21 protein-coding genes, 1 tRNA gene and 1 pseudogene are annotated in these 26,837 nt (G+C 59.0%); 5 read left to right on the forward strand and 18 right to left on the reverse strand.

What is annotated here, in order from left to right; translation table 11 throughout:
• Positions 1-6 precede the first annotated feature (6 nt).
• The 13 genes from NKH93_RS28550 to NKH93_RS28610 form a co-directional block, all read right to left on the reverse strand.
• The gene (locus NKH93_RS28550) at positions 7-1,089 is read right to left on the reverse strand and encodes a glycosyltransferase family 4 protein (protein ID WP_352973813.1); all 1,083 of its coding nucleotides are present in this window, start codon (positions 1,087-1,089) and stop codon (positions 7-9) included.
• On the reverse strand, positions 1,089-2,342 hold the full coding sequence (locus NKH93_RS28555) for a glycosyltransferase (protein ID WP_352973820.1): 1,254 nt from the start codon (positions 2,340-2,342) through the stop codon (positions 1,089-1,091). Before NKH93_RS28555 ends, NKH93_RS28550 begins: the two co-directional genes overlap by 1 nt.
• Positions 2,339-3,466, reverse strand: coding sequence for a glycosyltransferase (locus NKH93_RS28560; protein ID WP_352973824.1), 1,128 nt, complete (start codon positions 3,464-3,466; stop codon positions 2,339-2,341). Before NKH93_RS28560 ends, NKH93_RS28555 begins: the two co-directional genes overlap by 4 nt.
• A gap of 181 nt (positions 3,467-3,647) precedes the next feature.
• Positions 3,648-4,424 carry a class I SAM-dependent methyltransferase gene (locus NKH93_RS28565; protein ID WP_352973827.1) on the reverse strand — a complete coding sequence of 259 codons (777 nt, stop codon included), beginning with the start codon at positions 4,422-4,424 and terminating at the stop codon, positions 3,648-3,650.
• Positions 4,425-4,932: 508 nt separating this feature from the next.
• Complete coding sequence (locus NKH93_RS28570) at positions 4,933-5,805, reverse strand: FkbM family methyltransferase (protein ID WP_352973830.1); 873 nt, start codon at positions 5,803-5,805, stop codon at positions 4,933-4,935.
• Positions 5,802-7,145: an oligosaccharide flippase family protein gene (locus NKH93_RS28575; protein WP_352973833.1), complete on the reverse strand. Its 1,344-nt coding sequence runs from the start codon at positions 7,143-7,145 to the stop codon at positions 5,802-5,804. The genes NKH93_RS28570 and NKH93_RS28575 overlap by 4 nt, the downstream gene beginning before the upstream one ends.
• A gap of 33 nt (positions 7,146-7,178) precedes the next feature.
• Positions 7,179-8,201, reverse strand: a complete 1,023-nt coding sequence (locus tag NKH93_RS28580) for an NAD-dependent epimerase (protein WP_352973836.1) — start codon at positions 8,199-8,201, stop codon at positions 7,179-7,181.
• Entirely contained in the window at positions 8,201-9,475 is a 1,275-nt protein-coding gene (locus NKH93_RS28585; RefSeq protein WP_352973840.1) for a nucleotide sugar dehydrogenase, read from the reverse strand. Before NKH93_RS28585 ends, NKH93_RS28580 begins: the two co-directional genes overlap by 1 nt.
• A gap of 173 nt (positions 9,476-9,648) precedes the next feature.
• On the reverse strand, positions 9,649-10,920 hold the full coding sequence (locus NKH93_RS28590; protein WP_352973846.1) for an exopolysaccharide biosynthesis polyprenyl glycosylphosphotransferase: 1,272 nt from the start codon (positions 10,918-10,920) through the stop codon (positions 9,649-9,651).
• 218 nt (positions 10,921-11,138) lie between these two features.
• Positions 11,139-13,202 (reverse strand): hypothetical protein, encoded by a 2,064-nt coding sequence (locus tag NKH93_RS28595; RefSeq protein WP_352973850.1) that lies wholly within the window; start codon positions 13,200-13,202, stop codon positions 11,139-11,141.
• A gap of 250 nt (positions 13,203-13,452) precedes the next feature.
• Positions 13,453-14,772 carry a UDP-glucose dehydrogenase family protein gene (locus NKH93_RS28600; RefSeq protein ID WP_352973852.1) on the reverse strand — a complete coding sequence of 440 codons (1,320 nt, stop codon included), beginning with the start codon at positions 14,770-14,772 and terminating at the stop codon, positions 13,453-13,455.
• 146 nt (positions 14,773-14,918) lie between these two features.
• Complete coding sequence (gene nusG, locus NKH93_RS28605) at positions 14,919-15,482, reverse strand: transcription termination/antitermination protein NusG (protein ID WP_352973855.1); 564 nt, start codon at positions 15,480-15,482, stop codon at positions 14,919-14,921.
• Positions 15,483-15,972: 490 nt separating this feature from the next.
• The gene (locus NKH93_RS28610; protein ID WP_352503745.1) at positions 15,973-16,563 is read right to left on the reverse strand and encodes a biotin transporter BioY; all 591 of its coding nucleotides are present in this window, start codon (positions 16,561-16,563) and stop codon (positions 15,973-15,975) included.
• A gap of 114 nt (positions 16,564-16,677) precedes the next feature.
• Here NKH93_RS28610 and NKH93_RS28615 point away from each other — a divergent pair, with 114 nt between their 5' ends.
• Positions 16,678-17,586, forward strand: coding sequence for an MBL fold metallo-hydrolase (locus NKH93_RS28615; RefSeq protein WP_352973858.1), 909 nt, complete (start codon positions 16,678-16,680; stop codon positions 17,584-17,586).
• Between the two features lie 13 nt (positions 17,587-17,599).
• Here NKH93_RS28615 and NKH93_RS28620 read toward each other — a convergent pair whose 3' ends face one another.
• Positions 17,600-18,385: a DUF1499 domain-containing protein gene (locus tag NKH93_RS28620; protein WP_352973862.1), complete on the reverse strand. Its 786-nt coding sequence runs from the start codon at positions 18,383-18,385 to the stop codon at positions 17,600-17,602.
• 83 nt (positions 18,386-18,468) lie between these two features.
• The gene (locus tag NKH93_RS28625; protein ID WP_352973866.1) at positions 18,469-20,097 is read right to left on the reverse strand and encodes a fatty-acid--CoA ligase; all 1,629 of its coding nucleotides are present in this window, start codon (positions 20,095-20,097) and stop codon (positions 18,469-18,471) included.
• A gap of 176 nt (positions 20,098-20,273) precedes the next feature.
• Here NKH93_RS28625 and NKH93_RS28630 point away from each other — a divergent pair, with 176 nt between their 5' ends.
• Entirely contained in the window at positions 20,274-20,660 is a 387-nt protein-coding gene (locus NKH93_RS28630; RefSeq protein WP_352503741.1) for a hypothetical protein, read from the forward strand.
• 125 nt (positions 20,661-20,785) lie between these two features.
• Positions 20,786-21,175 (forward strand): DUF427 domain-containing protein, encoded by a 390-nt coding sequence (locus tag NKH93_RS28635; protein WP_352973870.1) that lies wholly within the window; start codon positions 20,786-20,788, stop codon positions 21,173-21,175.
• On the opposite strand, the gene NKH93_RS28640 is transcribed toward NKH93_RS28635, so the two are convergent.
• From NKH93_RS28640 to ppdK, 3 genes are all read right to left on the reverse strand, one after another.
• Complete coding sequence (locus NKH93_RS28640; RefSeq protein WP_352973874.1) at positions 21,176-21,913, reverse strand: polysaccharide deacetylase family protein; 738 nt, start codon at positions 21,911-21,913, stop codon at positions 21,176-21,178.
• Positions 21,914-22,054: 141 nt separating this feature from the next.
• Positions 22,055-23,158, reverse strand: a complete 1,104-nt coding sequence (locus NKH93_RS28645; RefSeq protein WP_352973876.1) for a glycosyltransferase family 9 protein — start codon at positions 23,156-23,158, stop codon at positions 22,055-22,057.
• Positions 23,159-23,293: 135 nt separating this feature from the next.
• A complete protein-coding gene (gene ppdK / locus NKH93_RS28650; protein WP_352973879.1) occupies positions 23,294-25,972 on the reverse strand; it encodes a pyruvate, phosphate dikinase in 2,679 nt (892 codons plus the stop codon).
• A gap of 236 nt (positions 25,973-26,208) precedes the next feature.
• Between ppdK and NKH93_RS28655 the strand changes: the two are divergent.
• A pseudogene (locus tag NKH93_RS28655) lies at positions 26,209-26,491 on the forward strand (VOC family protein).
• Positions 26,492-26,637: 146 nt separating this feature from the next.
• A tRNA-Gln gene (locus tag NKH93_RS28660) sits at positions 26,638-26,712 on the forward strand.
• Positions 26,713-26,837: the final 125 nt, after the last annotated feature.

The following is a 26,837-nucleotide window of genomic DNA, read 5'->3' on the forward strand; positions in this document are numbered from 1 at the left end:
GTAGCACTACGAGCCTCGCCTGTTCACTGATACCACGGCGCCCTCGATTAAGTCAGCTAGGCGAGGGGCCATCACCGAAAGTGCATAGTGTCTTTCTACGTCAACTCTCGCGGCAGCACCGAAGGAATGTCGTAGAGCAGGATCGTTGCACAGTGTTGCGATGGCCTCTCGCCATTGGCCCGAGTCAGCCGCCAGAAAGCCGTTTTGACCGTGCCGGATAAGCTGTTTGTTCACACCCACCGGAGAAGCCACAACTGGCAGACCAAGTGCCATATACTGGATCAGCTTGTAGCCGCATTTTCCTCGCTCGAATGGATTGTCCGGCAGAGGCATGATTCCAATGTCGATCTTCCTGATTTCGTCTACCTCAGTTTCTTCAGACCACGGCGTTGCCGTAAAAATACTTCCGGCCAATTGGTCGGGCCTGGCTCCTATCGCGACGGCACGAAGCGGAACGTCTTGGGACAAGCTTTCCAAAATCGGCTTGACAATGTCGAGGTAGGGAGCGGTGATCGGCGAGCCGATCCAGCCCACCGTCACCATATCCGCATTCGATCGCGGCCCGATCGAATATCGTTTAAGGTCGACCACTGTTGGCACGATTTCGACGTGCCGGGCACCTGCCCTTTGAGCGCGATCCGCGAGATAATCATTTCCCGCGGTGACAAGATCGGCTCGGGCCATTATTCTGTCGAGTTTTCGCCCAAGTACCGCGCGCACAATTGAGGAACGGTGCGTGTCATAGCGGTGGAAGACGGCGTCGTCACAGTCCACAATGAGCGGCAGCTTCTGAGAAATCAGAGCAAGTTCCAGGAACGCTGGCAACCAGGGAAGCATTTCTTTTTCTACCCAGAGCCCATCGTAGGCCTTTGACGAGAAGAGCGCCCGGACACGCCAGGCCAATGCCTTTAAAACAGTCTGTGCCCTGCCCGTGCGGTTGTAGATGGTGCTAATATAATCGTCGCCGAACAGAGGAACGATGTCGAAGTCTATCCCTAAGCGCGCCAGCGGCTCGCGATACTGAAACGAGCGTAGCCTGCTGCTGGCACCGAGGCGACCGTAACGTGTCAGGGCGAGCAGGTTTATCATTAGTCTGCTTCCGCAAGTTTGCTCTTCTGGGCCGTATCGGGACGGGCGTCGTCGTCCCTTGCAACCTGGATTGAAAGCTCGTCATATAAATCCATGTAGGAACGTACTCCCGCGTCCAATGCAAAATGCCGGCGCGCAGTTTCGACGCAGCGCGATGCCACATCCGGCTCCGCGACGAGATCGAGAAGGGCGTGCACAGCATCGCGACAATCCGCATCGGAAAACCCCCGGATAACGATGCCCGCCCGGCCATCAGCAACAATAGATTCCATGTCGCCGACGCCAGGGTTCACGACGCAAGGCACCCCGCAGCCCAGAAACTCGGCAAGCTTGGTTGGAGCGCTGGCTATCTTCGAAGGCACTGGTTTGATGAGCACGAGCCCTGCATCCATCCGCCACATAAGCTCAGGTATTTCCGAATGATCTGCAGCCACGAGTTCAATATCGTCAACGGCAATCCCTGCCTTAGCTATATGGGCACGGATGAAGGCGTGCTCGTTCCGATTTGCGATCAGCAGACGCGCGTCGGGGCGATGCCTCTTGAGTGCCCGGAACAGGGCGAGCGCTTCCTCAAACAAATACCAGGTACCGGCACCGCCGACATAACCCAGCGTGAACGGCCTCGCAGACGTCCGGGGACCAGGATAAAATCGATTGAGGTCGGCACAAGTCGGGATCACAGTAACTGGCGGCGCGTGGTCAATGAGGTAAGGGAAAGTCGCGATCTCCTGCTTCGCGGCATTCGTCAATGAGACGACGGCATCCGCCGCCAGCAGGAAGCGCCGCTCGAACCCCTTCGCGATCCGGTAAAGCCGCCCGTCTTTAGGCCACAACCCGCCATCAACGCGCTCGTCAGCCCAGAAGCCACGCATATCGAACAGATAGTGTGCACCGGTCAGTCGTTTAATTGCCAGCGCCATGACAGACGGAACATAGGAGCGGGCATGGACAATCCGAAGCCCGTGCCGGCGCACAAGCCGAGCGCCGACGAAAGCGCCCACCGCGATATCGTAGGCTGTCGCGGCAGCTGAGGGCCGCTTGTGATAGCGCAGTGGGTGCCATACGAGGCCCGCCGCGAGAATGCGCTTGGAGAGCGCCATTCGCTTGGTTGAATCTGCCCAGTTCTCGGCTTCCTCGAAGCTGACAAGATGGATAGGTCGGTCTGTTGCAAGGCGCTCAAGATAAGCGAGAACCTGCGATTGGCCAAGCGGCTCAAGCATGCCGGTGTACGAGATATAGAGGACGCCGGTCATCGGCCCGCCAGCTTCTTGCCACCAGGGCCGAGCAAAGCGAGGTACTGGTCGGCAGCACGTTCGGCCGAGAACTCTTTGCCGCGCCCGCGCAAGAAATCGCGATCGACTGGCGCTTCGAGCACCTCGGCAATGGCGGCGGCCATCGCTTCGGGATCTCCCACCGGGATCAGCCTCCCAAATTTGCCGTTTTCCAGAATTTCGGCGGGGCCGGAGGGACAATCGGTCGAAACGACGGGCACCCCTGCGACTAGCGCTTCGATGATCACATTGCCAAGTCCCTCCCAAGCGGAGGACAGAACGAAAAGATTGGCATGTTCGAGATAGGGATAGGGATCGGGGATAAAGCCAGGCATCAGCACGTTGTCTTGGAGTCCGAGCGAAGCAACGACGGACTCCAGTTCGCCTCGCAGGGTGCCCTCGCCCAATATCAGCAATCTGGGATCCTTTTTTTGTCGAATCCTCGCCAGCGCTTTGAGTAAAGTCGGAAAGTCTTTTTGGGCTTTAAGAGATCCGACAGCGAGCAGCCGGCAGTTAGAGGCGTGCCACCAGGCCGATATTGCGGGGTCGATCGCCTGAGGCGACTGTAAAGGTTTTCGAACCGGATTATAAATCACGTGAGCATGATCAGAAGACAACCTTGTGTTCGTAAGTATATCCTCGCGAACGCCTTGTGACACACAGACCACACCGTCTGCCAGTTGGTAGAGTCGGGCTCCGAGGAGGCGATGAATGCGCCCCGACCATCCACGATATGCGGGCGTATGTGACAGTGCATTATGCTCGCTGACAACCAAACGACAATCCGAGTGCGCCACAAACTTTGCCAACCCGACCATTCCTGTTAGCGGCCACATAGCGGCGAGCACTGCAGTCGGCCGCCTCCGGCGCAAATAGCGTATCAGCGGCCAAGCCCCGTTTCGAAAACGCTTTGCATGCAGGTCTACAATATGTGCCGCCATGGGAGCTTCACCGACCAACTCGCCTTCTCGACGCAACAGAACAAAATCAACCTCAACCCCCCTCTCGATAAACTCCTGGGCCAGCAATATGCTTAAACGCTCCACACCACCACCGCGCAGATCGGGTAGGATAATGGCCACGCGTCCGCCGTTTACCAAACGCAACCCCTTTTCCGGCCTAAATTACAATGCAGTTTCGTCCGTCCAGCGTTCACCCAGACTACTTTCATGCATCCCCCGAAACTCCACCAGAGTTTCGGCGTCCGGCCGCTCGCCGTTCGGGGAATGAACAAGGTTAAGGACATCTTCGGCACTTCTCAGCGCCATTTCTCCACGCCTTTCATCCTCAACGAAGCTTTCGCATGATTCCGACGAATTTCCCGTCCGCGTGAGTTACTGCAAAGTCGTATCCGATCACTTGTACGAATTCCGCAAAGCACATGTTGTCTTGTATATCGTCCGAAATAAAGATGCCGCCTTGCTCCAGCGATTCCCATAGGATCGGATAAGCGAATTTGCGGCCGTAGTAAGATTTGTCCGAATCGTAATGGCAGAGATCAATTTGCGCATGGTGCAAAGCAACTGCCTTCTTAAGCCCATTCCGGTCCGGTTCGCGCAGAAGTGTCCAGTTCGATCGCAGTCGATCTGGAACTGCGATTCCGACGAAAGGTTCGTTGTTTCTCTTCGCATAAGGCATGTCGACAGAGACAAGGCAGGCACCCTCGCGCCCGTTCAACGCCGAAAGGATGGCAAGACTCGACCATCCGTAAGCAACCCCTGTCTCGACTACAGCCTTGGCACCACTGAGTGAAACAGCTGCATGAAGCAGGTCCAAATCCCCCGCGCCACCCATCGTGACCGCTGATGCTCGCGCCCTACCCTCCGCTTCCTTCAGAAGGTTAGGATCCACCTTAGGTATCCCGCTTGCAGGTACGTCCAACCCCACGATGCGAAGTGCATCCTCAACCGAACTTTGGCGCTTCGCCGCCCATTCGGTGGCTTTGGCGCGCAGAGCGGCACCATCTCGATTTGGCCGCGTTTTCCGCATAGTAAGTTCCGCAGCCTGAGCCCAAAATACCGGACGTTGAGCAAACCAGGCAACCGTCTTCAGCTTTTCCAACATGCGTTTCAGTCTCTTTTTTTCTGAATACTCGATAAATTCATAGCGGTCTACAAACGCACATTTTGCGTTGCTGTCAACGCAAAGAAACGGCTCGCGCGAGTCACCGTAGCTCTAGTCCATCTCGGATCCGAGTCGCAGCGCGAGCATTCGCGTCTCGAACCAGAGCCGAGGTGCCGTGGCGGCCATCTGACTTGACCACATGTTCGCCTTTGGTCCGATCTCCCGGCTTGCGAGCAACCATTTGCCGAGGAACAACCACGCAACCATACCCGCCGCAGTCGGTTCCCGCCGCCCGATGATGTGACTCACACCTTACACAGACCCATACCATCGTTCTCGCCGTACTAACGGCAAGACGTCTCGCTGTCACGGCGATCACCTCAGCCGGCGCAGCGATCTCGCCAACTTCGCGCCGCTATAAGGCCCGATTGGAGTGAGGCGACGATATTGAAAGATGACACCTCGCAACCAAGACGTTCCTTGTCTTCCCCGCCGATTCACGGCCGACTTAGTCTCGGGTAGCAATGCTGTTTCGCCCGTCAAGATTCCGCACCGAAAACCCTCGATCCTTTAGAAAGTCAGCCACTTCTGTCTCGTAGCTCAAATACTCGAAAATCACAGCTTTAACCCGTTGGAGCACTTCATCGCCACCTTTCAATGCAATCCGTTCGGCTCCTTCTAGATCCATCTTTAACAGACTGATCATTGAACTGTCCTTCAAAAGTAGGTCGAGAGTAGTCGTTTCGACCTCAACAGTTCTCCCTTCGGCACGCTCAATGATCGTCGCTTGACCGAATTTGCCTGCCGTTACATGCGCTGCGACAAGGTCACCGGCACTGTTCGACAGCGCTTTTTCGATTACCTTCACATTGCCCAGTCCATTTATTGCTATATGGTGGCGAAGCCTCGCAGCTGTGTCCGGCATCATCTCCACCGCGGTGACAGCGCCTCTAGACCCAACAAGATTTGCGCCAAGGATCGTATAAAATCCGATATTGGCTCCCGCGTCCACGAAAGTATCACCTGGGCGCAGGATGGAACGGATCGCGTCGAAAACTGCCCGCTCCCGGGTGGGGAGCACATGGTAAATATCATCGCTTTTTGCCCGCACATTGAAGACGCCCACTCCGCGCACCTGGACGGCCACGTCTCTCAGCAGGAGTGGATCGCGCCAGAGACCTAGACCGCGTGCGGATGTCGCCGGGGAGGCAAGGAATGACATCCAGAGACGAGCGACATCACCTGCCGTCGCGCCGCGTAGGTGCTTCATCACTGAAAGCCATGTGCCAAGTCGTTTGGCATAGGTTTCAACGTGGAGCAGCGGCTGGCGAAGGCCTTTAGGCACCGCGCGTTTGGCGCTTTGACGTAGGGCGGATGTCATTTGGTCCGGCTCCGGTTTCGCAAGAGAATAAAGGGCACAGCAAACACGCTGGGATCGATGGCTGCTCGGCGCCGGCATGATGCATAAAGGACCAGTTCACGCACTGATACGCTCCCGACCATGGCCCAAGCCGCCCCCAGCGCGCCGAATAGCGGCGCTAGAATAGCGAGTAGTGCGATGCCCGTAATTAGCCCCAAAGCGAAGCCCATCGTAACGAAGCGTTCCTCGCCGGCCGCATAAAGAACAGCGACACTCACACCGAAAGCCGCGCTGATCAGGCTCGACACACACAGCACCATGAGCGGTGCCCAAGCATCGACGTACTCTATCCCGAATAGAAGTTCGATCAACCATTGACCGTATACATAGAGTCCAGCTGCGAGCATCGCGGTGCAGCCGACGGTGAACAGCGCGCAGGTGGAGGCGAGCATCTGCAACCGACGCCGGTCGCCTTCCGCATGAAGCCGCGCAGCGATGGGCGGCGCGATTATGCCGAGCAGAGTGTAAGAAAACGTCATAAGAACCAGGCTTGAGAGCGCTACTCTAAATGTACCGAGTGCGGCTCCCTGCACGACCGCGCCCAGCACCAGCAACGGAAGTTGCGCGTCCAGACCGCGCAGGATATTGGTTGCTCCCATGGGTACCGCAGCGCAGATCCAACTCTTTGCGTCTTGCCTTGCCACACCGGCCGGCGCAGGAATCACTCGCGCCAACCAATAAAGCCCACCAGCTGCTGTGATCCCGAAGGCAACCGAGCTAAGACCCAGAGCAGTTGCGGCCTCCATATGCCCCCACACTGCGAAGGCCACTGCCAATAGGGTGCATTGGAGCGCTGGGCGCAGTACTGTGTCAAGCGACTGCCCGGCAACGATCAGCCCGAGCCCGCGCAGAAAGGCGCCACTGAGCAACATTAGGCAGGAGAACGGCACGGTGAGGGCTGCCCAGAGGGCCGTCGCGTTGTCTTGGGCATGCCCCGACAGCGACACCGTGGCCGCCGCTATACCCGCGGCAATAATACTCAGCGCCACAACCACCCCGAATGACCATCTTGTTAGGCCGGCGAGGATCTCCCAGTCCTCACGCACCACGGCCATTGCCGACTCGCGCGTCGCGAGCGCCGGGACACCAAATGCCGCAACGGTCCCCGCCAGTCCCACTGCGGCCATTGTATACCCATAGATGCCATACTGTTCCGCGCCCAGATATCGCGCGAGTTGGACTCCCGAGAGGAAGCTAAGCCCCATCCCCAGTAAGCGAAGCCCAGCGCTGCCAATGACCGCGCCAGCAAGCTGCCGCGCTAAGCTGTTGCGGCTGCGCAAGCCGGAAACTAATCGGATCATGCGCGGCTTTTCGCTCTGACGTCCATGGAACCCTTAGACACCGTAATACCGCCGATACCATTCGACGAAGAGCCGAACACCTTCCCGCACTGGCGTTGCCGGCTTGTAGCCGACGGCCCCCTCAAGCGCGGAGGTGTCGGCGAATGTGTCGGGGACGTCGCCGGGCTGCAGCGGCAGGAAGTCCACAATTGCCTTCCTGCCGAGCGCCTCTTCCAGTGCCGCGACATAGCTAGTCAGCTTTATGGGATTGTTATTGCCTACGTTGAAGATGCGCCAAGGGACACTGCTGCTCGCTGGGTCGGGATCGTCGGAGTCCCAGTCCGGATTGGGGGCAGCGGGCTGGTCGCTCGCTCGAATCACCCCCTCGGCGATGTCTTCGACGAACGTGAAGTCTCGCGTGTGATTGCCGTTGTTAAAGAGCTTTATCGGCTCTCCCGCCAGAATACTCTTGGTGAACAGGAATAACGCCATGTCCGGTCGGCCCCAGGGGCCATAGACTGTAAAGAAGCGTAGTCCAGTGGTTGGCAGGCCGAATAGGTGGCTGTAGCTGTGCGCCATCAGCTCGTTGGCGCGTTTGGTGGCGGCGTAGAATTGCAACGGATGATCGGCGGCCCGATACTCCGAAAAAGGCATATTGGTGTTGGCGCCGTAGACACTTGAGGTGCTGGCATAAGTCAGGTGCGCAATCTGATTGTGCCGGCAAGCTTCAATAATATTCGTGAAGGCGATGATATTGCTTTCAACATAAGCGTGCGGGTTTTCCAAACTGTAGCGCACTCCCGCCTGCGCGGCGAGGTGGATAACCCGGTCGAATTGGTGATCGGCAAAACAAGCTTCGACGCCGGCGCGATCTGCGAGATTCGCCCGAATGAAATGAAAACCCGAGCTGGCTTTCCGGTTGAACTCCGGCAACAATCGAAGCCTCGCCTCTTTGATACCCGGATCATAATAATCATTGACGCTGTCGAACCCTACGACCTCGTCGCCGCGCTCCAAGAGGCGCTTCGACACATGAAAACCAATAAAGCCGGCCGCGCCGGTGACGAGAACTTTCATTAGAGGCGTCCGTCAGTGTGTTCGCGGGGGTAGATGCCCTTCACGTCGTAGATCACCGCATTCTCCTTCGTCAGCGAGCACAGGTCTGCGACGCTCAGCTTGCGGAACTCGTTGTGAGCTACCGCCACTACGATGCCGTCATAGAGGCCGCTTGGCTTTTGCGCCATGCATGGCACACCGAATTCCAGCGCGCACTCGTCTTGGGATACCCACGGATCCCATACTTCAACGTTGGCATTGTAGTCCAGCAGCCGGGCGACCACGTCGGCAACCTTGGAGTTACGCAGATCGGGGCAGTTTTCCTTGAATGCGGCGCCCATGATCAAAACTTTGCTGCCGACGACAGGGATACTCTTCTTCATCATTAGACGTGCCGCCTGATCAGCAACGTGCTGCCCCATACCGTCATTGATCCGGCGTCCAGCAAGGATAACCTCCGGATGATAGCCTAACTCCTGTGCCTTGTGCGTCAGATAAAAAGGGTCGACACCTACACAATGACCCCCGACAAGCCCGGGTGAAAACCGAAGGAAATTCCATTTAGTGCCTGCCGCCTTTAGCACATCCGATGTGTCGATCCCAAGCCGGCCAAAGATTATCGCGAGTTCGTTCATTAACGCGATGTTTAAGTCACGCTGGGTGTTCTCGATGACTTTCGCGGCCTCGGCTACAGCGATACTCGCAGCCTTGTGAGTTCCGGCCGAAACGATCGATGCATAGAGAGCGTCTATGGCTTCGGCCGCATCATTGTTGGATCCGCTGGTGATCTTCACGATGCTTGACAGTCGATGCTCTTTGTCACCAGGATTAATACGTTCTGGGCTGTAACCAAGGAAGAATCCTTCGTTTAGCTTCAGTCCAGAAGCTTTCTCAATAATGGGGGCGCAGATTTCCTCGGTGCAGCCCGGATAGACCGTCGACTCGAAGATAATCACCCCGCCCGGCTTGATTGCCTGCCCTACAATTCGCGAAGCGCTGATCAGCGGCCCCAGATCGGGCCGCTTCGCCCTGTCAATTGGCGTGGGGACCGTCACTATAAAAATCCCGCAATTCTTGAGGTCTTCCTGGTCAGTCGAGAACTCAAGCCCTTGCGCGGCTGAAATTTCTTCGGCTGTAGCTTCCAGGGTGGCGTCCTCGCCCCGCCTCAGCGCTGCGACCCGACGTCCATTAACGTCGAAGCCAATGACGCGCCGCTTGGCGCCAAAGGCTAATGCCAGCGGCAACCCCACATAGCCGAGCCCGATGATGGCGATCGTGTGTTTGCTAAGGTCCATGATGGTTCATAATGCTCCAAGCCAAGATTTTGCGATTGAGTTGCTAAGCTCCAAAAGTCCGCGGGTTTAATGGATCTGCCGGACGCTGCAGCTAGTCTTCACTCCTGAGTGCGGAAGTAGACCCATTACCGCCATAGTGCCACCGCCGCAGGGCAGAAATCACTGCCCTTAATTTAGCGCGCGCCGAAGCCGGTCAGCATAGTTTTGGGCGTCCTCAGGACAATGAGAATATCTAACCACGGAGAGAAGTTCTTGATGTAATAGAAATCGTAGTGCAACTTCTCGAGCACATCTTCAACCGCAGCGACGTGGCCCTGATTGACCTGAGCCCAACCAGTGATTCCCGGTCGAACAATGTGACGGTACCGATAGAAGGGCAATTCGGCCTCGTACCATTGCGAGAGTGCCACGGCCTCCGGTCGCGGACCTATCCAACTCATCTCACCCCGTAGGATATTGATAACCTGCGGCAGTTCGTCGATTCTGGTTTTCCTAATGAAGCGCCCCACCCGAGTGATACGGTCGTCCTCACTCTTCGTGATTGCATCGTTCCTCTCGTCACCGGAGCTGTAATCGAAGTTCATCGAGCGAAACTTATAGACTGTAAACAAATTGCCTCGATACCCTATTCTTTTTTGACGAAACAGCACAGGCCCCTTCGAATCGATCCTTACCGCCAATGCGGTGATCGCAAGAAGAGGCGAAAGCATGACAAGCATAATCAACGCAGATGCCCAGTCTATGCCTTGCTTGATCTTGATGTAAGCTTGATTAGGGTTGAGAGATCCCAGCGTGTTCTCAGAAAGGTGCTCGATTTCGACGCGGCCGGTTAATGACTCGGTAACTTGCTTCACATGGTAGACTGGGATTCCGGAGAGTGCACTGTTGGCGATAAATCGTTCCCACTCTTCGGACAGGTCGGCACGCAGATCGGCAACAACGCCACTAACACGCTCGTCGAGCGCGCTCGGCGAATAAAGACGGTGCCAAGCTACGCCGCTGACCGCATCGAGTCGGTCGATATCTCCGCCTGGGATGACGGCTAGCTTGTAGGGGGCAAGGCGGCGCGTAGCAACGCCTAAGCTAAAATACCAGAATGTTGACAGGACGAAACTGCTACCAGCTTGGAATCGGCTGTAGTCGAACCGAAAGAAGAAGATAATGGCGAAAACGACCCCATAGGTCAAAGCAAACGTTGGCAGAATGTACCCGGCCGCCGCAACTCCGGGGAAATTTGCAATTCGACGGTGTATAAGGAATCCAAGGATATGGGCCATAAATGCCGCTACTACTGTCGCCTGCAAGCTTGGAGAGAGCAGCTCCTTCGGCGCAACAGCTGTTCTGATAAGTACGGGCATAAGTATAGCCAAAAAAAGCCCACCCAAAAGCTGAACTCTTATTCGGAGCAGCGGATGTACTTTGCTTCCGATGTTTCTGGCTCTCATGTTTAGGAATCCTGTCTCCTCGGATCCGCTGCGTGCGTTCCCCGCGCCACTATGTTCGGCTTTCAAAAGTGCCATGTCTTCGGTTTAATCTGGATAGTCAAGCCGCGGATGGGCAATACGACATCTCAACCGACTTCTTGGACGACACGGGAACCCTTCGCTATAGCACTGCGCAATTCTCTTTGTACGCTGCATCCAACCGCCCCGTCCTGGCGGATTCATTTTGGTACCCAGCCAGTGGTGTCAGACCCCGTTTCTTTCACGTACAGCGTGGTTCCCGATCCTCCATCGATGCGCGTGTAAAGTGACCCAACAGGTCCTGCTAGCACCCCTTCCGGGGATCCTGCGCCAGAGGTCCAGAAAGTAGCACCTGCGCCAACAAATATCTTAGTAAAGAACCCGGAAAGCCAACGTTTTGCCACCGCTCCAAGCGACCATGTGTCGTCGGTATCGGTAACGGCCTCTTTCGTGGCTCCATTGAATTCAATGGCCGGGACGAGGTCTCCAGCTCGGGCATCATAGTATCGAAGTCCCACCGCGGTGTTCACGGCCATGTTTGCTGATGTGGCGCGAGCGTAAACATCACCAGCGGGTCTCTTGGTGATGCCATCGGGTAAGTACCCCACGTAAAACGCATGGCTTGCGCCTCTCGTAGGCGCAGCTCCTCCGATATTGTGAGCGTAGGAAACCTCCGCAATACCGGACCCGGAAACGGCAAATGCTGCGCCGGCCGCAGCGAGAAGCAGTACGTTGCTTAATGATCGGTCGTTAAGTCGCAACCCCGTCGAGTTGGGGTGAAAACCAGCTGAGTTTGTGCCGCCAATGTGGATGGCCGGTGCCAAAATGAAATTGGCCGGCCAACCTGGCTCGCTATAGCCTCCAATAAATGCGGTACGTGCATTCGCGTTCGTGCTGATCTTCTGGCCGCCAACGACGTATTCGCCACCAGGGACCCACATAGGGAAGAAGGTGCTGTCCCCGCCGACGGCCAGTTGCTCCCAAACTGCCGGATTGCTGCCGGGCGGTGTGGAGGAAAGAGGAGTTGGGTCGTTCAAAAGGGCAACAGTCGGATTTGCGCGATAGCGACTAACACCGTCCGAAACCTGCGCTAGCACCCCGTTGCCGTTCTCATGACACCCGATGTAGAGATTCCCAAGAAAGGAACGATCAAGTATGCCAGCCTGCCGGTTGGAGGAACAGTCGACGTGGGACGCCACTCCCGCGTTGGTGTCACCTCCTTGCGTGAAAATGCCGTTCTGGCAGCCCGTTACCCGCCCCCCCCGAATTTCCCAATTGTTAACATTACCCCCACCATCAATTGGTAAGTCCGAAATGTGGTGCCCGTTCCCCGGAAAGCCATGAATGCGGCAATTGGTGATAATCAGACGACACTGCTGAGAAATGCCATGTTTGGTTCTGTCATTACCACCTGCCGACTGAAGAACAAGGCCATCGAGAATCGATCCTGACCCGTCGGTGCCGCTCGGCAGCCCGGATTCCTGATCTATTGTGTCGTAGGAGAACGCCTTTATCCCGGTCGTGTCGGCGGGAAATAGGAACCGTGTGCCAGTCTCGCCATTTCCAGCACCTCCACCGCTGATGCCGCTGATTGTGACATTTTTCTTAATCTTGATCGTCTGGCTAAATCGGTATGATCCGTAACCGCATTGGATCCGTGGCCCTGCCCCGTATACACCGGAAATGTTTGCGGTAATAACATTTAGAGCATTCTCAATCGCGGGAGAATTGTCGGTGCCCGTCACGCCCGCCTCTACTATCGCGCCGTCAGCCTTACCGCCAAACATCTCCAGCGTAAGCACATTTTCCGCAATCTCCCACCATGCGCCGTCGATCGACCGAAATTTCCCCTCATGCGGAGGCTCGGATTCGACTTTTCTGTAAAGGGCCCCACCGCCATCGCCGGCTGCTGTGTAGCCGTTTGTCCGAAGCGCATTAACCCCAACCGAGACCGACCTCTTCGACATTCCAGCAAATGTCGGGTAAATTGTTAGGTTATCCTGGTTGACCAAATCTGATGCGCGTCCAGCCGCAATGCCTCGCACTCTTTCAACCATGGGCTGAGCCCCAGCCTTCGCTTCGGCGGATTTAGCAGCAGCGGTTGACGCGATCCCAAGACCGATGAGTAAACGCCTCCGGTTAACTGAAGCCATCGCTTCAGCGACTGTCCAACGACTGGTTTTCGGCATCTCATTCCCTGTAGCTTGGATTTCGCATGAAGACTCTCCCCGGGCCTCTTTCTCCAATGAAGCAAAATAGGTCAAGCTCCATATTGCCATGTTTCAAGTTAGTCGTTCAAATATAGGTTGACCACCCTCCTTGGATAACATCCCAAATGTGATGTAACGCTAGACCAGACAATAAGAATTTGCTTGCCTGCCATATCTGTGCCAGCTAGAAGCACTAGAGCGTTCCGCCCAGAAATCGTTGCGAACAAACAGTTCTGAGGGTTTCGATGTACTCATGAAGTTGAGCCATCAGATCAAATTCCATCAAGCGTTTAGTGGCCGCCCTTCATGTGACAAGATGCGGCTCTCGCCCAACGCTGGAATAGGCGATGCCTTGCTCCACAACGTCCTCGCCGCGATAGACGTTTCGCAGGTCAACCATCACCGGCGTCGCCATGAGCGCACGGAGCCGTTTCAGATCCAATGACCGAAACACATTCCATTCGGTGACGATGACGATCGCATGCGCGCCGTCGGCCACCGCGTAGGCGCTTTCCCCGAACGCAATGCCCTCTATCATCTTGCGCGCCTGCTCCATGCCGACCGGATCATAGGCCTTGATCGAAGCGCCTGCATCCTGGAGTGCCTGAATGATGGCCAATGAGGGGGCGTCGCGCATATCGTCGGTGTTCGGCTTGAAGGTAAGGCCGAGGATACCGACAGTCTTGCCGCGCACAGAGCCGCCGCAGGCCTCAACCACCTTGCGCGCCATCGCACGTTTACGCTGGTCGTTGATCGAGACTGTCGTTTCTATAAGCCGCATGGGGCTTGCCGCATCCTGGGCGGTCTTGACCAGTGCCAGCGTATCTTTCGGGAAACAGGAGCCGCCATAACCCGGCCCGGCGTGAAGAAACTTTGCGCCAATGCGATTGTCCATGCCGATGCCGCGCGCGACGTCCTGCACATCGGCTCCCAACCGCTCGCAGAGATCGGCAATTTCGTTGATGAAGGTAATCTTCATGGCCAGAAACGCGTTGCCGGCATATTTGGTAAGCTCAGCCGTACGCCGGCTCGTATAGAATATCGGCGCGACGTTCAGCGAGAGCGGTCGGTAGATTTCGCCCATGACGGCTTTGGCCCGTTCGGCATCGGTTCCGACAATGATGCGGTCGGGCCGCTTGAAATCCTCGATCGCCGACCCTTCGCGAAGAAACTCCGGATTGGAGACCACCGCAAAATCAGCGGTGGGATTTTGCTCGCGAATGATTCGTTCCACCTCATCGCCTGTACCGACGGGGACGGTCGATTTCGTCACCACGACCGTAAATCCCTTGAGCGCGCGGCCAACTTCAGCGGCCGCGTCGTAGACAAAGGACAGATCGGCGTGCCCGTCGCCACGCCGTGACGGCGTGCCCACGGCAATGAAGACGACATCCGTTTGAGAAACCGCATCCGCCAGATTGTCGTCGAAACGCAAGCGGCCTTGCGCGGTGTTGGTGGTGACGAGGTCGTCGAGCCCCGGCTCGTAGATCGGTATCTTGCCGAGCTTGAGCATGGCAAGCTTCTCCGCATCACGATCGACGCAGCAGACCTGATGGCCAAAGTCGGCAAAACAGGCGCCCGAGACGAGCCCTACATAGCCGGCACCAATCATTGTTATTCGCATACCGCGTACCCTCAATCAGCGCCGATGAGATGATCTCGCCAGACAGCGCCTATTCCGCACCGAACGACGGCTACCGCACTCCCGGGTGAAACCCGCGAGCGCATCCTACAACAATTTACGTCACGACGCCGCCTTGATGTTTGCGGCTACGCGATTGCTACGAGATCCCTGGCATCCAAGTCGACAGGGATTTCGCCATTCATGATGGCCACCAGAACCCGGGCTCGTCCAGCTGGATCGAGCCGGTCAAGGCGACCGATTGTATCCGCGAGAGGGCCCGAAAGGATTCGGACCGAGGCACCGGCTGCGAGGCCTCCACTGAAATCAAGCAGCCCGTCCTTACCGGTCAATGCAATGAAACGCTCTACCAGACCCGAGGGGACCGGCAAAGGCCGGTCACCTTGTGTGACGAGGGAGCGCACACCGAATGTTCCATTGACCGAGCGCCAACGTTGCAGCGCGAGGTCAAGGGCGATGAACATATAGCCTGGAAAATAAGCCGCAGACCGTGTCTCGAGCCGCCGGGCATGACGCACGGTTTTCTCGCAGCGAGGCACAAAGGGCTGGAATCCCTGGATCCGGAGATGCCGCTCGGCGACATGCTCCTTTCCGGCAAAGACGCTGGCCGCGTACCAGCGGGTTGCCGGCGCGGCGGTCGACTCTGGCGACGGGGCGGTCGCGTTGGTCGTTGTTTTTTCCGCGCTACTCACGTGTCTTCCTTTGGCGGTCGGCGGCATGATCTCAGGTCAACGGTTACGACAGTGTGTGGATACCAGCAAGCAACCAAGCCACGAGAGTCAAGGCGGTTGGGTTAAGAATTTCCTACACATTGTCCAGAAATTTAGCTGTGCCTAAATAATCACCGAGCCGCTTTCTTTTTCAGCTGGCGGACATGCTATGTCGAGCAATTTATATCCATACGTAGGTGCTTGGTTACGCTGGTCGTGACGAATCGCCCGTTGGTTCTGGTACTTAGTCCGTCGACTTGAAGCTAATGTGACGGGCTCGCTGCATGGCGTCGCGCTACAAGCCTGACGCAGCGAGAAAGATCCTGCACGGCCACACCAGCTACGACGAAAACCATTCGACAGGTTATCGCGCAGAACAGGTTGCCATCGAGTCATGGGGTTCAGGCAATAGCTTGGTGACAGCGGTGCAACATGCAGGTCCGTTTTTGGCTTAAGTTCCGCTCGACCGGCTTCACGAACGCTTCAACAGCGACCAGACGGCCGGCACCAGGCTCGCGGCCAGCGCAACCTTGATCAGATCACCGACGATAAAGGGCACCACCCCGAACTGCCATGACTTTTCCGGGCCGATCAACAGCGCCAGCCAGGCAAAGCCCATTGCCATCATGACGATCTCGGCCACCAGCATCGCATTGAAGAGCTTGATAGGATGGCGATCCCAGCCACGGTCGGCAGCCCAGCCGACGATCGCCGCCATGACGACGAAGCCGGCTAGATAACCGCCGGTCGAACCGAGCATGTAAGCGATGCCGATGCCCTTTTCGGGCGTGCTCTGGAAGACCGGAAGCCCCAGCGCGCCCTCAGCCATGTAGAGAAGCAGCGTGGCGACGCCAAGGCGCATGCCGAAGGCGGCAGCGATCAGCAAGACGGCGAGCGTCTGCATCGAGATATCGACCGGTCCGAGCATGACCTTGGTCTTGGCAGACAAGATCAACAGCAGCGTTCCGGCGATCGCCAGCAAAAGCTGTCCTGCCAGCCGGGCCGCGCCCTTTTCAGGCAGAGCGAGAGAAATAAGCGGACGCATCGTCGTTGCAATTGCCATGGTCTTCCCCGTTCCGGATTGCCGCCGAACGCGGCCTTGCGTTTTCCTATATTGGCTTCCGTGCTATGCGGCAATCGGTTTTGCCCTCGCCCCAAAAAAGGTCGCGACGTTCGCATGGCGCTGAAATTCGACACACGCTTCGAACCGTCCTATGGCAAGGGCGTGATCGTTGCGCCTGGTATTCAACGCGTCACGGCCCCGAACCCAAGCCCGTTCACCTTTCACGGAACCAACAGCTATATCGTCGGACGCGAGACGCTTGCGGTGATCGATCCCGGACCTGATGACGAGGCACATCTTCGAACACTGCTCGAAGCGATCGGGACCAGGCCGGTCAGCCATATCTTCGTCAGCCACACGCATCGCGACCATTCGCCGCTGGCGGCGCGGCTGAAGCAGCATACGGGTGCGGTGGTTCTGGCGGAGGGCCGGCATCGCCCGGCGCGGCCGTTGCGCACCGACGAGGTCAATCCGCTCGATGCCAGCGCCGACATCGAGTTCGTTCCTGACATCGCGCTGCCGGATGATATGGTGATCGATGGTGACGGCTGGGCGATCCGCACGGTGCTGACGCCCGGCCATACCGCCAATCACGCGGCCTTCGCGCTGGAGGGAACCGGCATCCTGTTCTCGGCCGATCACGTCATGGCGTGGGCAACCACGATCGTCGCACCGCCGGATGGCGCGATGGCCGAGTACATGACATCGCTCGATCGGCTGATCGAACGTGACGACCGGCTGCTGCTGCCCGGTCATGGTGGGCCGGTGACCGAGCCGCGCAGCTTCATGCGCGGATTGAAAACGCATCGCAAAATGCGCGAACGGGCAATTCTGGAGCGGATCAGCAGCGGCGACCGGGCAATCAAGGACATGGTGGAGGTGATCTATCGAGACACCGACCCGCGCCTGCATGGCGCGGCCGGCCTGTCGGTGCTTGCCCATCTGGAGGATCTGGTGGCGCGCGGCCTGGTCCACACCGATGGCGCGCCGGCTATCGACGGCATCTATTCGCCGGCAAAGTAGTACACTTCGGGTATCATTCCGCCGGAGCCACGCCCACCTGGCCGGCGACTTCCTGGTCGAGTTCGGCAAGGAAATCGGTGATGCGCGCTGCATTGTCGCCAAGGTCGTAGCGGCCGTAACGCGAGGCCGAGCGCATATCGACGATGACCGCATCGCCGTCATCGGTCACGCGGATGGCAACATCGGCGGGAAGACCAAGCAGCAAGCCCTTGGCCAGCGCATCGACCGTCACGTCGCTTTGCCCTGCTGCGTCTGGAAACGGCGCCGTGAGCTGCCAGCCGCGCCGGTCGAGCACCGTTTTGACCGCCTCCAGAACGCGATCGAAAGGCAAGGTGTAGCTGCGTCCGGTAACAAGCGGATAAGCTTCGATTTGCAGGCGCTGCTCGCCGGGTGTCGGCGGCAAAAGCTCGTTCATATCCTTTGTCCGGGTAGAAATATCGAGCACCGGTGGGTCGTCCAGATCCGTCGAGATGTCGCGCAGCGGCGGATAGGTGGCCACCCAATAGGCCGCGACGCCGTAAGGGATGAGCACCAGAACCGCCAGCAAGGCGCCGACGATCAAGTCATGGCCGCCGCGATCACCGAAATTCCACAATCGCGCAAAGGCAAACCCGGCAAACAAAAGCGCAAACGCGGCCAGCAAGGCGACAATGCCGAGCACCCATAGGAAAGCTTGGGTCTCGACGAGGTCATAGCGATGGCCGATGAGAGCGGTCAGCAGCAGGACTGCCGAAAACGCGCCGGCGCGCCGCGACCAACCGGCAGCCCTCGACGTCTGTCGCTCGGGAATTCCCGTCATTGGTTTCCGCGCTGCCCCAACCCGAACACAGGCATAGTGCCTTTCAGCGCCGGCTTGAAGACGCAAAGACGCCGCATCTCCGGTCAATCCGTCGGCAGGTGATAATCCCGGAACTGCTGTCGCAAGGTAATCTTCTGGATCTTGCCGGCAGCGGTGTGTGGGATTTCGCCGACAAAAGCGACGTCGTCCGGCATCCACCACTTCGCCACCTTGCCGTCCATGAAAGCGAGAATATCCGTCTTGGTCGGCTCCCTGCCCGGCTTGCGTACGATCACGAGCAAAGGCCGCTCGCCCCATTTGGAATGCGGAATGCCGATGGCGGCGGCCTCCGCCACGTCGGGATGGCCGACAGCGAGGTTCTCGAGCTCGATGGTCGAGATCCATTCGCCGCCCGACTTGATCACGTCCTTGGCGCGATCGGTGATCTGCATGTAGCCGCCGGGGTCGATATGCGCGATATCACCGGTATCGAACCAGCCGTCTTCATCAAACTGTTCGGATCCGATGCCGCCATAATAGGCGCGCGCGACGGCCGGCCCGCGGACTTTGAGTCGGCCGAAGGTCTTGCCGTCCCATGGCAGCTCGTTATCGTCGTCATCCGTTATCTTCATTTCGATGCCGAACGGCGTAAAGCCCTGCTTCTGCTGGACGGCGAGGCGAGCCTCACCCTTCAGCCCGGCATAGTCCGGCTTCAGGGTACACAGCGTGCCGAGCGGCGACATCTCGGTCATGCCCCAGGCGTGGACGACCTGGACATCGTAATTGTCCTGGAACTTCGTCGTGATCGCGCGTGGACAGGACGCGCCTCCGATGACGACTTTCTGCAGATAGGGCAGTTTCTTGCCGGTTTCTTCCAGATGCTGGAGGAGCATCATCCACACCGTCGGCACGGCGGCGCTGAAGGTCACCTTCTCGGTGTCGAGCAGCTCGTAGATCGAAGCGCCATCCATCTTGCAGCCGGGCATGACCAGCTTGGCGCCAATCATCGGCGCGCTCTGGGCAAGGCCCCAGGCGTTGGCGTGAAACATCGGCACGACCGGCAATACGGCATCGCGCGACGACAGGCCCATGGCGTCGGGCATCGCTTCGATCATGGCGTGCAGCACGTTCGAACGATGGCTGTAGAGGACCCCTTTCGGGTCGCCCGTGGTGCCCGAGGTGTAGCACATACCGGCGGCGGTGTTTTCATCGAATGTCCTCCAGGCGAAGTTGCCGCCGGCTTCAGCAAGCCATTCTTCGTACGCAACCACATTGGGCAGCGCAGTCTCCGGTATATGCGCGTTGTCGGTCAGCACGATAACCTGCTTCAGCGACTTGACCGCGCCGGCGATCTTTTCGAGCAGCGGCAGGAAGGTCAGGTCGACGAAGATCGCCTTGTCCCCGGCATTGTTCATGATCCAGGTGATCTGCTCGGGAAAGAGCCGCGGGTTGAGCGTGTGATAGATGGCGCCGACACCCATGATGCCGTACCAGGCCTCGATGTGACGCGCGGTGTTCCAGGCCAACGTCGCGATGCGGTCGCCAAGCCCGAAACCGTCACGCTCGAGCCGCTCGGCGACCTTCAGGGCACGATCATGGATTTCGGCATATGTGCTGCGCACGATCGGCCCCTCGATCGAACGCGACACGATTTCGCGGCTACCGTGCTGCCTCTCGGCGTTGTCGATCAGCTTGTGACAAAGCAGCGGCCATTCCTGCATCAGCCCGAGCATTTTGTTCCTCCCGATATTTTTTGCGCCATTGTGGGACGAACCGGCCGATTGTCCAGCCAGGATCGGGCTGAAGCGGGGCATGGAGCCAATTGAGGCCGAATTCGCCACAATCCGGCCATGCTCGGCGTTAACGTTGATTAACGGCGGGGCGCGATTGGCGAATGAAAGAGGTTCGCATGGACGCGCAGCTCGACGACAAAGCCCTCGAAAATACGCTTGCCGAAAGCCTGGCCGATCTGGTGGCCGCCGATGTGGCGCAGGCCGATCTGGTGCCTGACGCCAAAACCGTTTCCGAAGATGAATTCGTCGAGGTCGTCGGCGGCGCCCTCGAAGCTGTCGGCGGCACGCTCCTGTTCAAGATGTGCGTCGAGAACGAGGGCGAAGCCCAGCACGTCGCCGCCGCATCAGTCGGCGATGGCGGCAATCGCCAGTTCCTGCTGCTCACCTTGCCGACCAACGGTGGTGCTTTGAAGGTCGAGACCACCTCGAAAAGCACCAATCCGGTGGCCGGGATTGCTGCCGCCTATGCCGGGCTGATGGACGCTTTCCAGGCCGCCGCCTGATTTTAGGCGCGATACCGGAGGAAAGCGGAAGACTGCCAGCCGCGGGCGATGCCCGCCGGTGGCTTGCAGGTCTTGCGCAACGCGCTTGCCAGACACATCTTGGGGTAGAGGCAAGGAGACCCGATATGGACCAGATCGCAAATCCGTCACCCGGCTTTCAGCGCAATCCGGACAAGGTGATCACCGTCGAGCCTTACAAGGGCACCGTGACGGTGCGCGCCGGCGATGTCGTTATCGCCTCGTCCAGCAAGGTCAAGGTGCTGACCGAACCTCCCTATCCGCCCGTTTTCTACATTCCGTTCGGCGACATCGACTTCAAACAGCTTGGCAAGACCGAACACTCGACCCATTGCCCCTATAAGGGCGATGCCAGCTATTGGAGCGTGCTGCCCGCCGGCGATGCAGGCAAGGATGCGATGTGGGCCTATGAGCGGCCGTTCGACGAGATGGCAGACATTCGCGATCACGGCGCGTTCTATCCGAACGAGGTGACCATCGAGGCCACGCCCGACTGATCAGTCGGTGGTGCCTTCATCGCCGATGCCGTCGGCGTCGTCGAGACGCACGAAGGTGAGGCCCTTGGCCTTCAGCGCCAGAAGTCCCCGCACCACGCCTTCGCCAGCCGCATGGGTCGGCTGGTTGATGTGAGCGATGATGACGTCGCCGTCCTTCGCCGCGGCAATGCGCCGGGCGGTCTCTTTTGCGCCGAGCAATGAGCCGCCATCGCCGTTGATCGAGAATCCGGCGATCTTGAAACCAAGCTTGCGGATCATCGCGATTGCCGATGGGCTGTATTCGGCGGTTGCGCCGCGAAACCATTTCGGCGCCGGTTCGCCGGTCACGGCAAGAGCGGCAGCACCCGATTCGACTTCGGCCAGCACGGCCTCCGGGCTGCCGGCACTGCGAATGCCGTAGATCTTTTGCGGCGTGTCGACGGCCGGGACGTGGCGGCCGCCATGGTTTTCCAATTCAAACAGTTCGGGATGCGCCCGCATGATCTCGACGGCGGCGGCGTTGTGCTTCAGCCAGATGCCGGTGACGAAAATGGTGGCAGGAATCTTGTTTTCCACCAGCGCCGAGAGAATCCGTGTGTCGGTCCTTCCGCCGCACGCATCGAGCGTCAGCGCGACGCGGCCGCCGCCCGCCTCGGCCTTGATGTGCAGCGTCGGTGCGACGAGCAACTGGGCGTTGCCAGGAGAGACAGCCCACAGCGATATCGCAACGGCGCAAAAATACTTTTGGAACAGGCGCATCGATTTATTTCCAGGTCGGCCGGATCAAAGTTGAAGCGGCGACCCCAAGACCGGCATCAAGGCGGAAATCGGGACGGTGCCCCTGCAAAAGCGTCGGCAGCGGCAATTTGACCGCCGGCCTGACCTTTGGCAAGCGCGAGGTCACAACGCGTGCTCCACGTCCTTAACCTTACGTGAAAGGATCGCGAGCACCGCGTCGACCACCGCTTTGACCTCAAGTCGCCAGACGCAGCAAGCCTTGCTCGGATCGGGTCGGCGGCACAGGTCCCTGGCTATGCACTCGCAAGGCATGGAGGGCCGCGGCGTAACACTGGCCACGCCGACAGGCCCCCAGACGGCCGGGTCGGTCAGGCCGAACAGGCCGACAACCGGCGTTCCCGCGGCCGCCGCCATCTGCATCGGGCCACTCTCGTTTCCCAGAAACAGGCGTGCCTGGCCGAGGACCGCCAGCAGCGTTGCCAGTGACAGCGCCCCGACCACGTTGACGACCGGCGAAGCGGCCTTGGCGACGATGCGCTCGGCCGATGCCCGTTCATCGGGGCCGCCGACAAGCAGGAAGTCCAACCCGGTCTGCCGCGAGATCTCGTCGATGGCCAGCGCAAAACGTTCCGGCTGCCATTGCCGCCCCCGGAAGCTCGCTCCTGCATGAACGGCTATGAAGGCGTTACGCCGGAGATGATGCCGGTCGAGAAGCGCCAATGCCCTGGCGGTCTCCAGCGGCAGCGGCTCAATCGTTGGGACCGGCGCACGCAACTTCACGCCAAGCGCCTCAAGCGGCGAAAGATAGCGGTAGAGATAATGCTGGCCACCAAAGCCAAACGGCTTGGCCAGGACGTTGGCGGGCTGGCGTTCCAGCCAGCGCAACGGTTTTTCGGGAGGATCATATCCGACGCGGGTCTTGGCGTTGACGAGCCTGACGAGGATGCGTGAGGTTTTGGAATCGGCCAGGTCGATGGTCAGGTCAAACCGGAACCGGCGCAGAGCGCGCACCATCGCGTAAAGCTCGCGACCACGCTGCACAGGGGTGCCACGCATGCGTACGCGCCGGAACGCCACCACGTCCGAGGCGATGCCATGAGCCAACAGGAAACTGGCAAAGTTCGCCTCGCAAAGGAACACTATCCTGGCCTTTGGATATTGGAGGCGCAGGTTTCTGGCGAGCGCGGAAGCGAGGACAAGATCGCCGATGAATTTCGTCTGGAGGATGAGAATCGAGCGGACGTGCGTGGGCGGGTTCTGCAGCATCTGTTTCTGGCACCGGGGCGGGTTCGAGGGCCGGAAACTGGGCAGAAACGATGTCGGGATTTGGAGCCGACACACGCACGTTCGCGTGAATTCGGTTACAAATCGGTAAGGTCAGATGCCGGTGGACTCCAACTCCTATCCGCGGCCGTTCTTTGCAGCCTGCACCGCCGCTTGCGCGGCGGCCAGCCTGGCGATCGGCACCCGGTATGGCGAGCACGAGACGTAGTCGAGGCCGACCTTTTCGCAGAAATGGATCGAGGCCGGGTCGCCGCCATGCTCGCCGCAAATACCGAGCTTGATGTCGGGCCGCGTCGCCCTGCCCTTCTCCGTCGCCATCCGCACCAACTCGCCGACACCCTCTATGTCGAGCGACACGAACGGATCCTGCTCGATGATGCCTTTTTGCCGGTAGGTCTCGAGGAACGAGGCCGCGTCGTCGCGCGAGATACCGAACGTGGTCTGGGTCAAGTCGTTGGTGCCGAAGGAGAAGAATTCGGCCGCCTCGGCGATGACGTGCGCGCGGATCGCTGCGCGCGGCAGTTCGATCATCGTGCCGGTCAGATAATCGATCCTGACACCGGTCTCCTCCATCACGCTTTTGGCGACGGCGTCGATGCGCGCCTTGACGAAGTCGAGCTCCTTTACCAGCCCGACCAGCGGCACCATGATCTCCGGCACCACCAGCGCGCCGGCCTTCCTGCCGGCCTCCACGGCCGCCTCGAAAATGGCTCGTGCCTGCATCTCGGCGATTTCGGGATAAGAGACGGCAAGCCGGCAGCCGCGATGGCCGAGCATCGGATTGAACTCGTGCAACGCTTCGGTGCGCCGCCGGAGCTTGTCCGGCGACACATTCATGGCGGCGGCGACCTCGGCCACCTCCTCCTCGGTCTTGGGCAGGAATTCGTGCAGCGGCGGATCGAGCAGGCGGATCGTCACCGGCAGCCCGGCCATGATCTCGAACAGTTCGAGGAAATCCGAGCGCTGCATCGGCAACAGCTTGGTCAGCGCCGTTCGCCGGTCCTTTTCCGTATCGGCCAGGATCATCTCGCGCATCGCAACGATGCGGTCGCCGTCGAAGAACATGTGTTCGGTGCGGCAAAGACCGATGCCTTCGGCGCCGAAGGACCGCGCCATGCGCGCATCGAGCGGCGTCTCGGCATTGGTGCGCACCTTCATGCGGCGCGCGCCGTCGGCCCACTCCATGATGGCGGCGAAATCGCCCGAGAGTTCGGGCTGCAGCATCGGTACCGCGCCTTTCAGCACCTGGCCGTTGCCGCCGTCGATGGTGATGATATCGCCCTTGCGGAACGTCGATCCCATCGCCATCAGCGTGCCGGCCTTGTAGTCGACGCGCAGCGAGCCTGCGCCCGAAACGCAAGGCTTGCCCATGCCGCGCGCCACAACAGCGGCGTGGCTGGTCATGCCGCCGCGCGTCGTCAGGATGCCTTCGGCCGCATGCATGCCGTGGATGTCTTCGGGGCTGGTCTCGATGCGCACCAGGATCGCCTTGCGGCCTTGCGCCTTAGCCTCCTCGGCGTCGTTCGAGGAAAACACGACCTCGCCGGTGGCGGCACCCGGCGAGGCCGGCAGGCCGACGCCGATGATGTCGCGCGCCGCTTTCGGATCGATCGTGGGATGCAGCAACTGGTCGAGCGAGGCCGGATCGATGCGAGCGACGGCCTCCTCCTTCGAAATCAATCCGTCCCTGGCCATGTCGACGGCAATCTTCAGCGCCGCCTTGGCGGTGCGCTTGCCTGACCTGGTCTGCAGCATCCATAATTTGCCGCGCTCAATGGTGAATTCGAGATCCTGCATGTCGCGGTAATGCTTTTCCAGGCGGTCGGAGATGCTGACGAAAGCCTGGAAGGCGTCAGGCATCAGCTTCTGCAGCGACGGCTTGTCGGAACCGGCGGCAATGCGCGCCGCCTCGGTGATGTTCTGCGGCGTACGGATGCCGGCAACGACATCCTCGCCCTGGGCGTTGACCAGGAACTCGCCGTAGAGCTGCTTTTCGCCGGTCGACGGGTTGCGGGTGAATGCAACGCCGGTGGCCGAGGTGTCGCCCATATTGCCGAAGACCATGGCCTGGACGTTGACCGCCGTGCCCCAGCTTTCGGGAATGTCGTGCAAGCGCCGGTAGGTGATGGCGCGGTTGTTCATCCAACTGGAAAACACCGCACCGATGGCGCCCCACAGCTGCTCGCTCGGATCCTGAGGAAACGGCTTGCCGAGCTCCTCCTCGACCTTGGCCTTATAAAGCGCGATCACGCCTTGCCATTCGATGGCTGTCAGCTCGGTGTCGAGCTCATGGCCGAGGCCGCCTTTCTGGTCCTCGAGGATTTCCTCGAAGACCTCATGGTCGAGGCCCATGACGACATCGGAATACATCTGGATGAAACGGCGGTAGCTGTCATAGGCGAACCGCGCATCGCCTGAATCGGCGGCAAGTGCCTCGACCGTCTCATCGTTGAGGCCGAGATTGAGCACGGTGTCCATCATGCCGGGCATGGAAGCGCGGGCACCGGAGCGCACCGACACCAAAAGCAGTTTCGACGGATCGCCGAAACGGCGCCCGGTCAGCCGGCCGATATGGTCGAGGGCGATCGCAACGTCGGCTTCCAGCGGGGCCGGATAGGCGTGGCCGTTGGCGTAGTAGGCGTTGCAGACCTCGGTAGTGATGGTGAAGCCCGGCGGCACCGGCAGGCCCAGGCTGCACATTTCGGCAAGATTGGCGCCCTTGCCGCCGAGCAGATTGCGGTCGCCGGCACGGCCTTCCGCCGCTCCATCGCCAAAGGTGTAGACCCATTTGGTCATGCTTGCTCCCCGGTTGCAGGAGATTGGAAATACTGACAAATCGAGCGATATGATGCTGCAGTGCGAAAGGCAAGGCATCGACCAAGCCGGCCGGCCCCTACAATCGATTAATGAAAAGCGGCGCCGAAAAGACTTGCCTTTCAGGCGTTTTCTAAACGGAACACAGCAAGAACACGAACCAGAACTTTGAGGCTGACCGAAAACTCGAATATCCGTAAATACCGGCGACAGGTGGAATGCTGGACAGTGTGAGGGCTTTCTACAGCGCCGCTTTCTGCGGTCGTTTGGAGACTATTGCCGACCTATTCAGCCTTGCCGAAGGGCTGGACGGCGGTTTTCAGGCGGATGCCGAAGATGCGCCATCCAAGCCGTTGCCCGTGGTCTATTCCGAAAACCTGGAGGGAATGTTGAGCGCCATCGAGAATACGGGCGGCACCATCATCAACCCGATCTTTTCATTTCCGGGCGGCAGGCGGTTCCATTTCCGTCGACCCGGCCGGGAATGAAATGGCGGTCTAGCGTGAATAGGTCCATACAAAGTAATGATTGCAAACCGATGAATTGATCGCGCATAGTCGATATGTCGGCAAGTCGATATGTCGGCATTGAGCTTTCCCTCGGGTCGTCCTATAAGGCCGCGCGCACAGCGGGCACGCTCCGGCTGTTGGGGCGTCGCCAAGTGGTAAGGCATCGGTTTTTGGTACCGACATTCCCAGGTTCGAATCCTGGCGCCCCAGCCATCTCTGTCCAACCCGGAGACAAGGGTAACAGATTGTACTTAAGACATGGGTGACAACCTCGTGCCGAACGGGTTGTCGATGGTCTGCAAGGTCCTCTGTTCCAAGTCGATATACCCGAGATCGTA

This window comes from Mesorhizobium sp. M0954, assembly GCF_040319155.1.
In the GTDB taxonomy this organism is placed as follows: Bacteria; Pseudomonadota; Alphaproteobacteria; order Rhizobiales; family Rhizobiaceae; genus Mesorhizobium.

Bases quoted from the DNA above. Each gene is read 5' to 3' on its own strand.
- NKH93_RS28550 (WP_352973813.1), bottom strand. From the start codon at position 1,089: ATGATAAACCTGCTCGCCCTGACACGTTACGGTCGCCTCGGTGCCAGC.
- NKH93_RS28555 (WP_352973820.1), bottom strand. From the start codon at position 2,342: ATGACCGGCGTCCTCTATATCTCGTACACCGGCATGCTTGAGCCGCTT.
- NKH93_RS28565 (WP_352973827.1), bottom strand. From the start codon at position 4,424: ATGTTGGAAAAGCTGAAGACGGTTGCCTGGTTTGCTCAACGTCCGGTA.
- NKH93_RS28570 (WP_352973830.1), bottom strand. From the start codon at position 5,805: ATGACATCCGCCCTACGTCAAAGCGCCAAACGCGCGGTGCCTAAAGGC.
- NKH93_RS28575 (WP_352973833.1), bottom strand. From the start codon at position 7,145: ATGATCCGATTAGTTTCCGGCTTGCGCAGCCGCAACAGCTTAGCGCGG.
- NKH93_RS28580 (WP_352973836.1), bottom strand. From the start codon at position 8,201: ATGAAAGTTCTCGTCACCGGCGCGGCCGGCTTTATTGGTTTTCATGTG.
- NKH93_RS28585 (WP_352973840.1), bottom strand. From the start codon at position 9,475: ATGGACCTTAGCAAACACACGATCGCCATCATCGGGCTCGGCTATGTG.
- NKH93_RS28590 (WP_352973846.1), bottom strand. From the start codon at position 10,920: ATGAGAGCCAGAAACATCGGAAGCAAAGTACATCCGCTGCTCCGAATA.
- NKH93_RS28600 (WP_352973852.1), bottom strand. From the start codon at position 14,772: ATGCGAATAACAATGATTGGTGCCGGCTATGTAGGGCTCGTCTCGGGC.
- NKH93_RS28610 (WP_352503745.1), bottom strand. From the start codon at position 16,563: ATGGCAATTGCAACGACGATGCGTCCGCTTATTTCTCTCGCTCTGCCT.
- NKH93_RS28615 (WP_352973858.1), top strand. From the start codon at position 16,678: ATGGCGCTGAAATTCGACACACGCTTCGAACCGTCCTATGGCAAGGGC.
- NKH93_RS28620 (WP_352973862.1), bottom strand. From the start codon at position 18,385: ATGACGGGAATTCCCGAGCGACAGACGTCGAGGGCTGCCGGTTGGTCG.
- NKH93_RS28625 (WP_352973866.1), bottom strand. From the start codon at position 20,097: ATGCTCGGGCTGATGCAGGAATGGCCGCTGCTTTGTCACAAGCTGATC.
- NKH93_RS28630 (WP_352503741.1), top strand. From the start codon at position 20,274: ATGGACGCGCAGCTCGACGACAAAGCCCTCGAAAATACGCTTGCCGAA.
- NKH93_RS28635 (WP_352973870.1), top strand. From the start codon at position 20,786: ATGGACCAGATCGCAAATCCGTCACCCGGCTTTCAGCGCAATCCGGAC.
- NKH93_RS28640 (WP_352973874.1), bottom strand. From the start codon at position 21,913: ATGCGCCTGTTCCAAAAGTATTTTTGCGCCGTTGCGATATCGCTGTGG.
- NKH93_RS28645 (WP_352973876.1), bottom strand. From the start codon at position 23,158: ATGCTGCAGAACCCGCCCACGCACGTCCGCTCGATTCTCATCCTCCAG.
- ppdK (WP_352973879.1), bottom strand. From the start codon at position 25,972: ATGACCAAATGGGTCTACACCTTTGGCGATGGAGCGGCGGAAGGCCGT.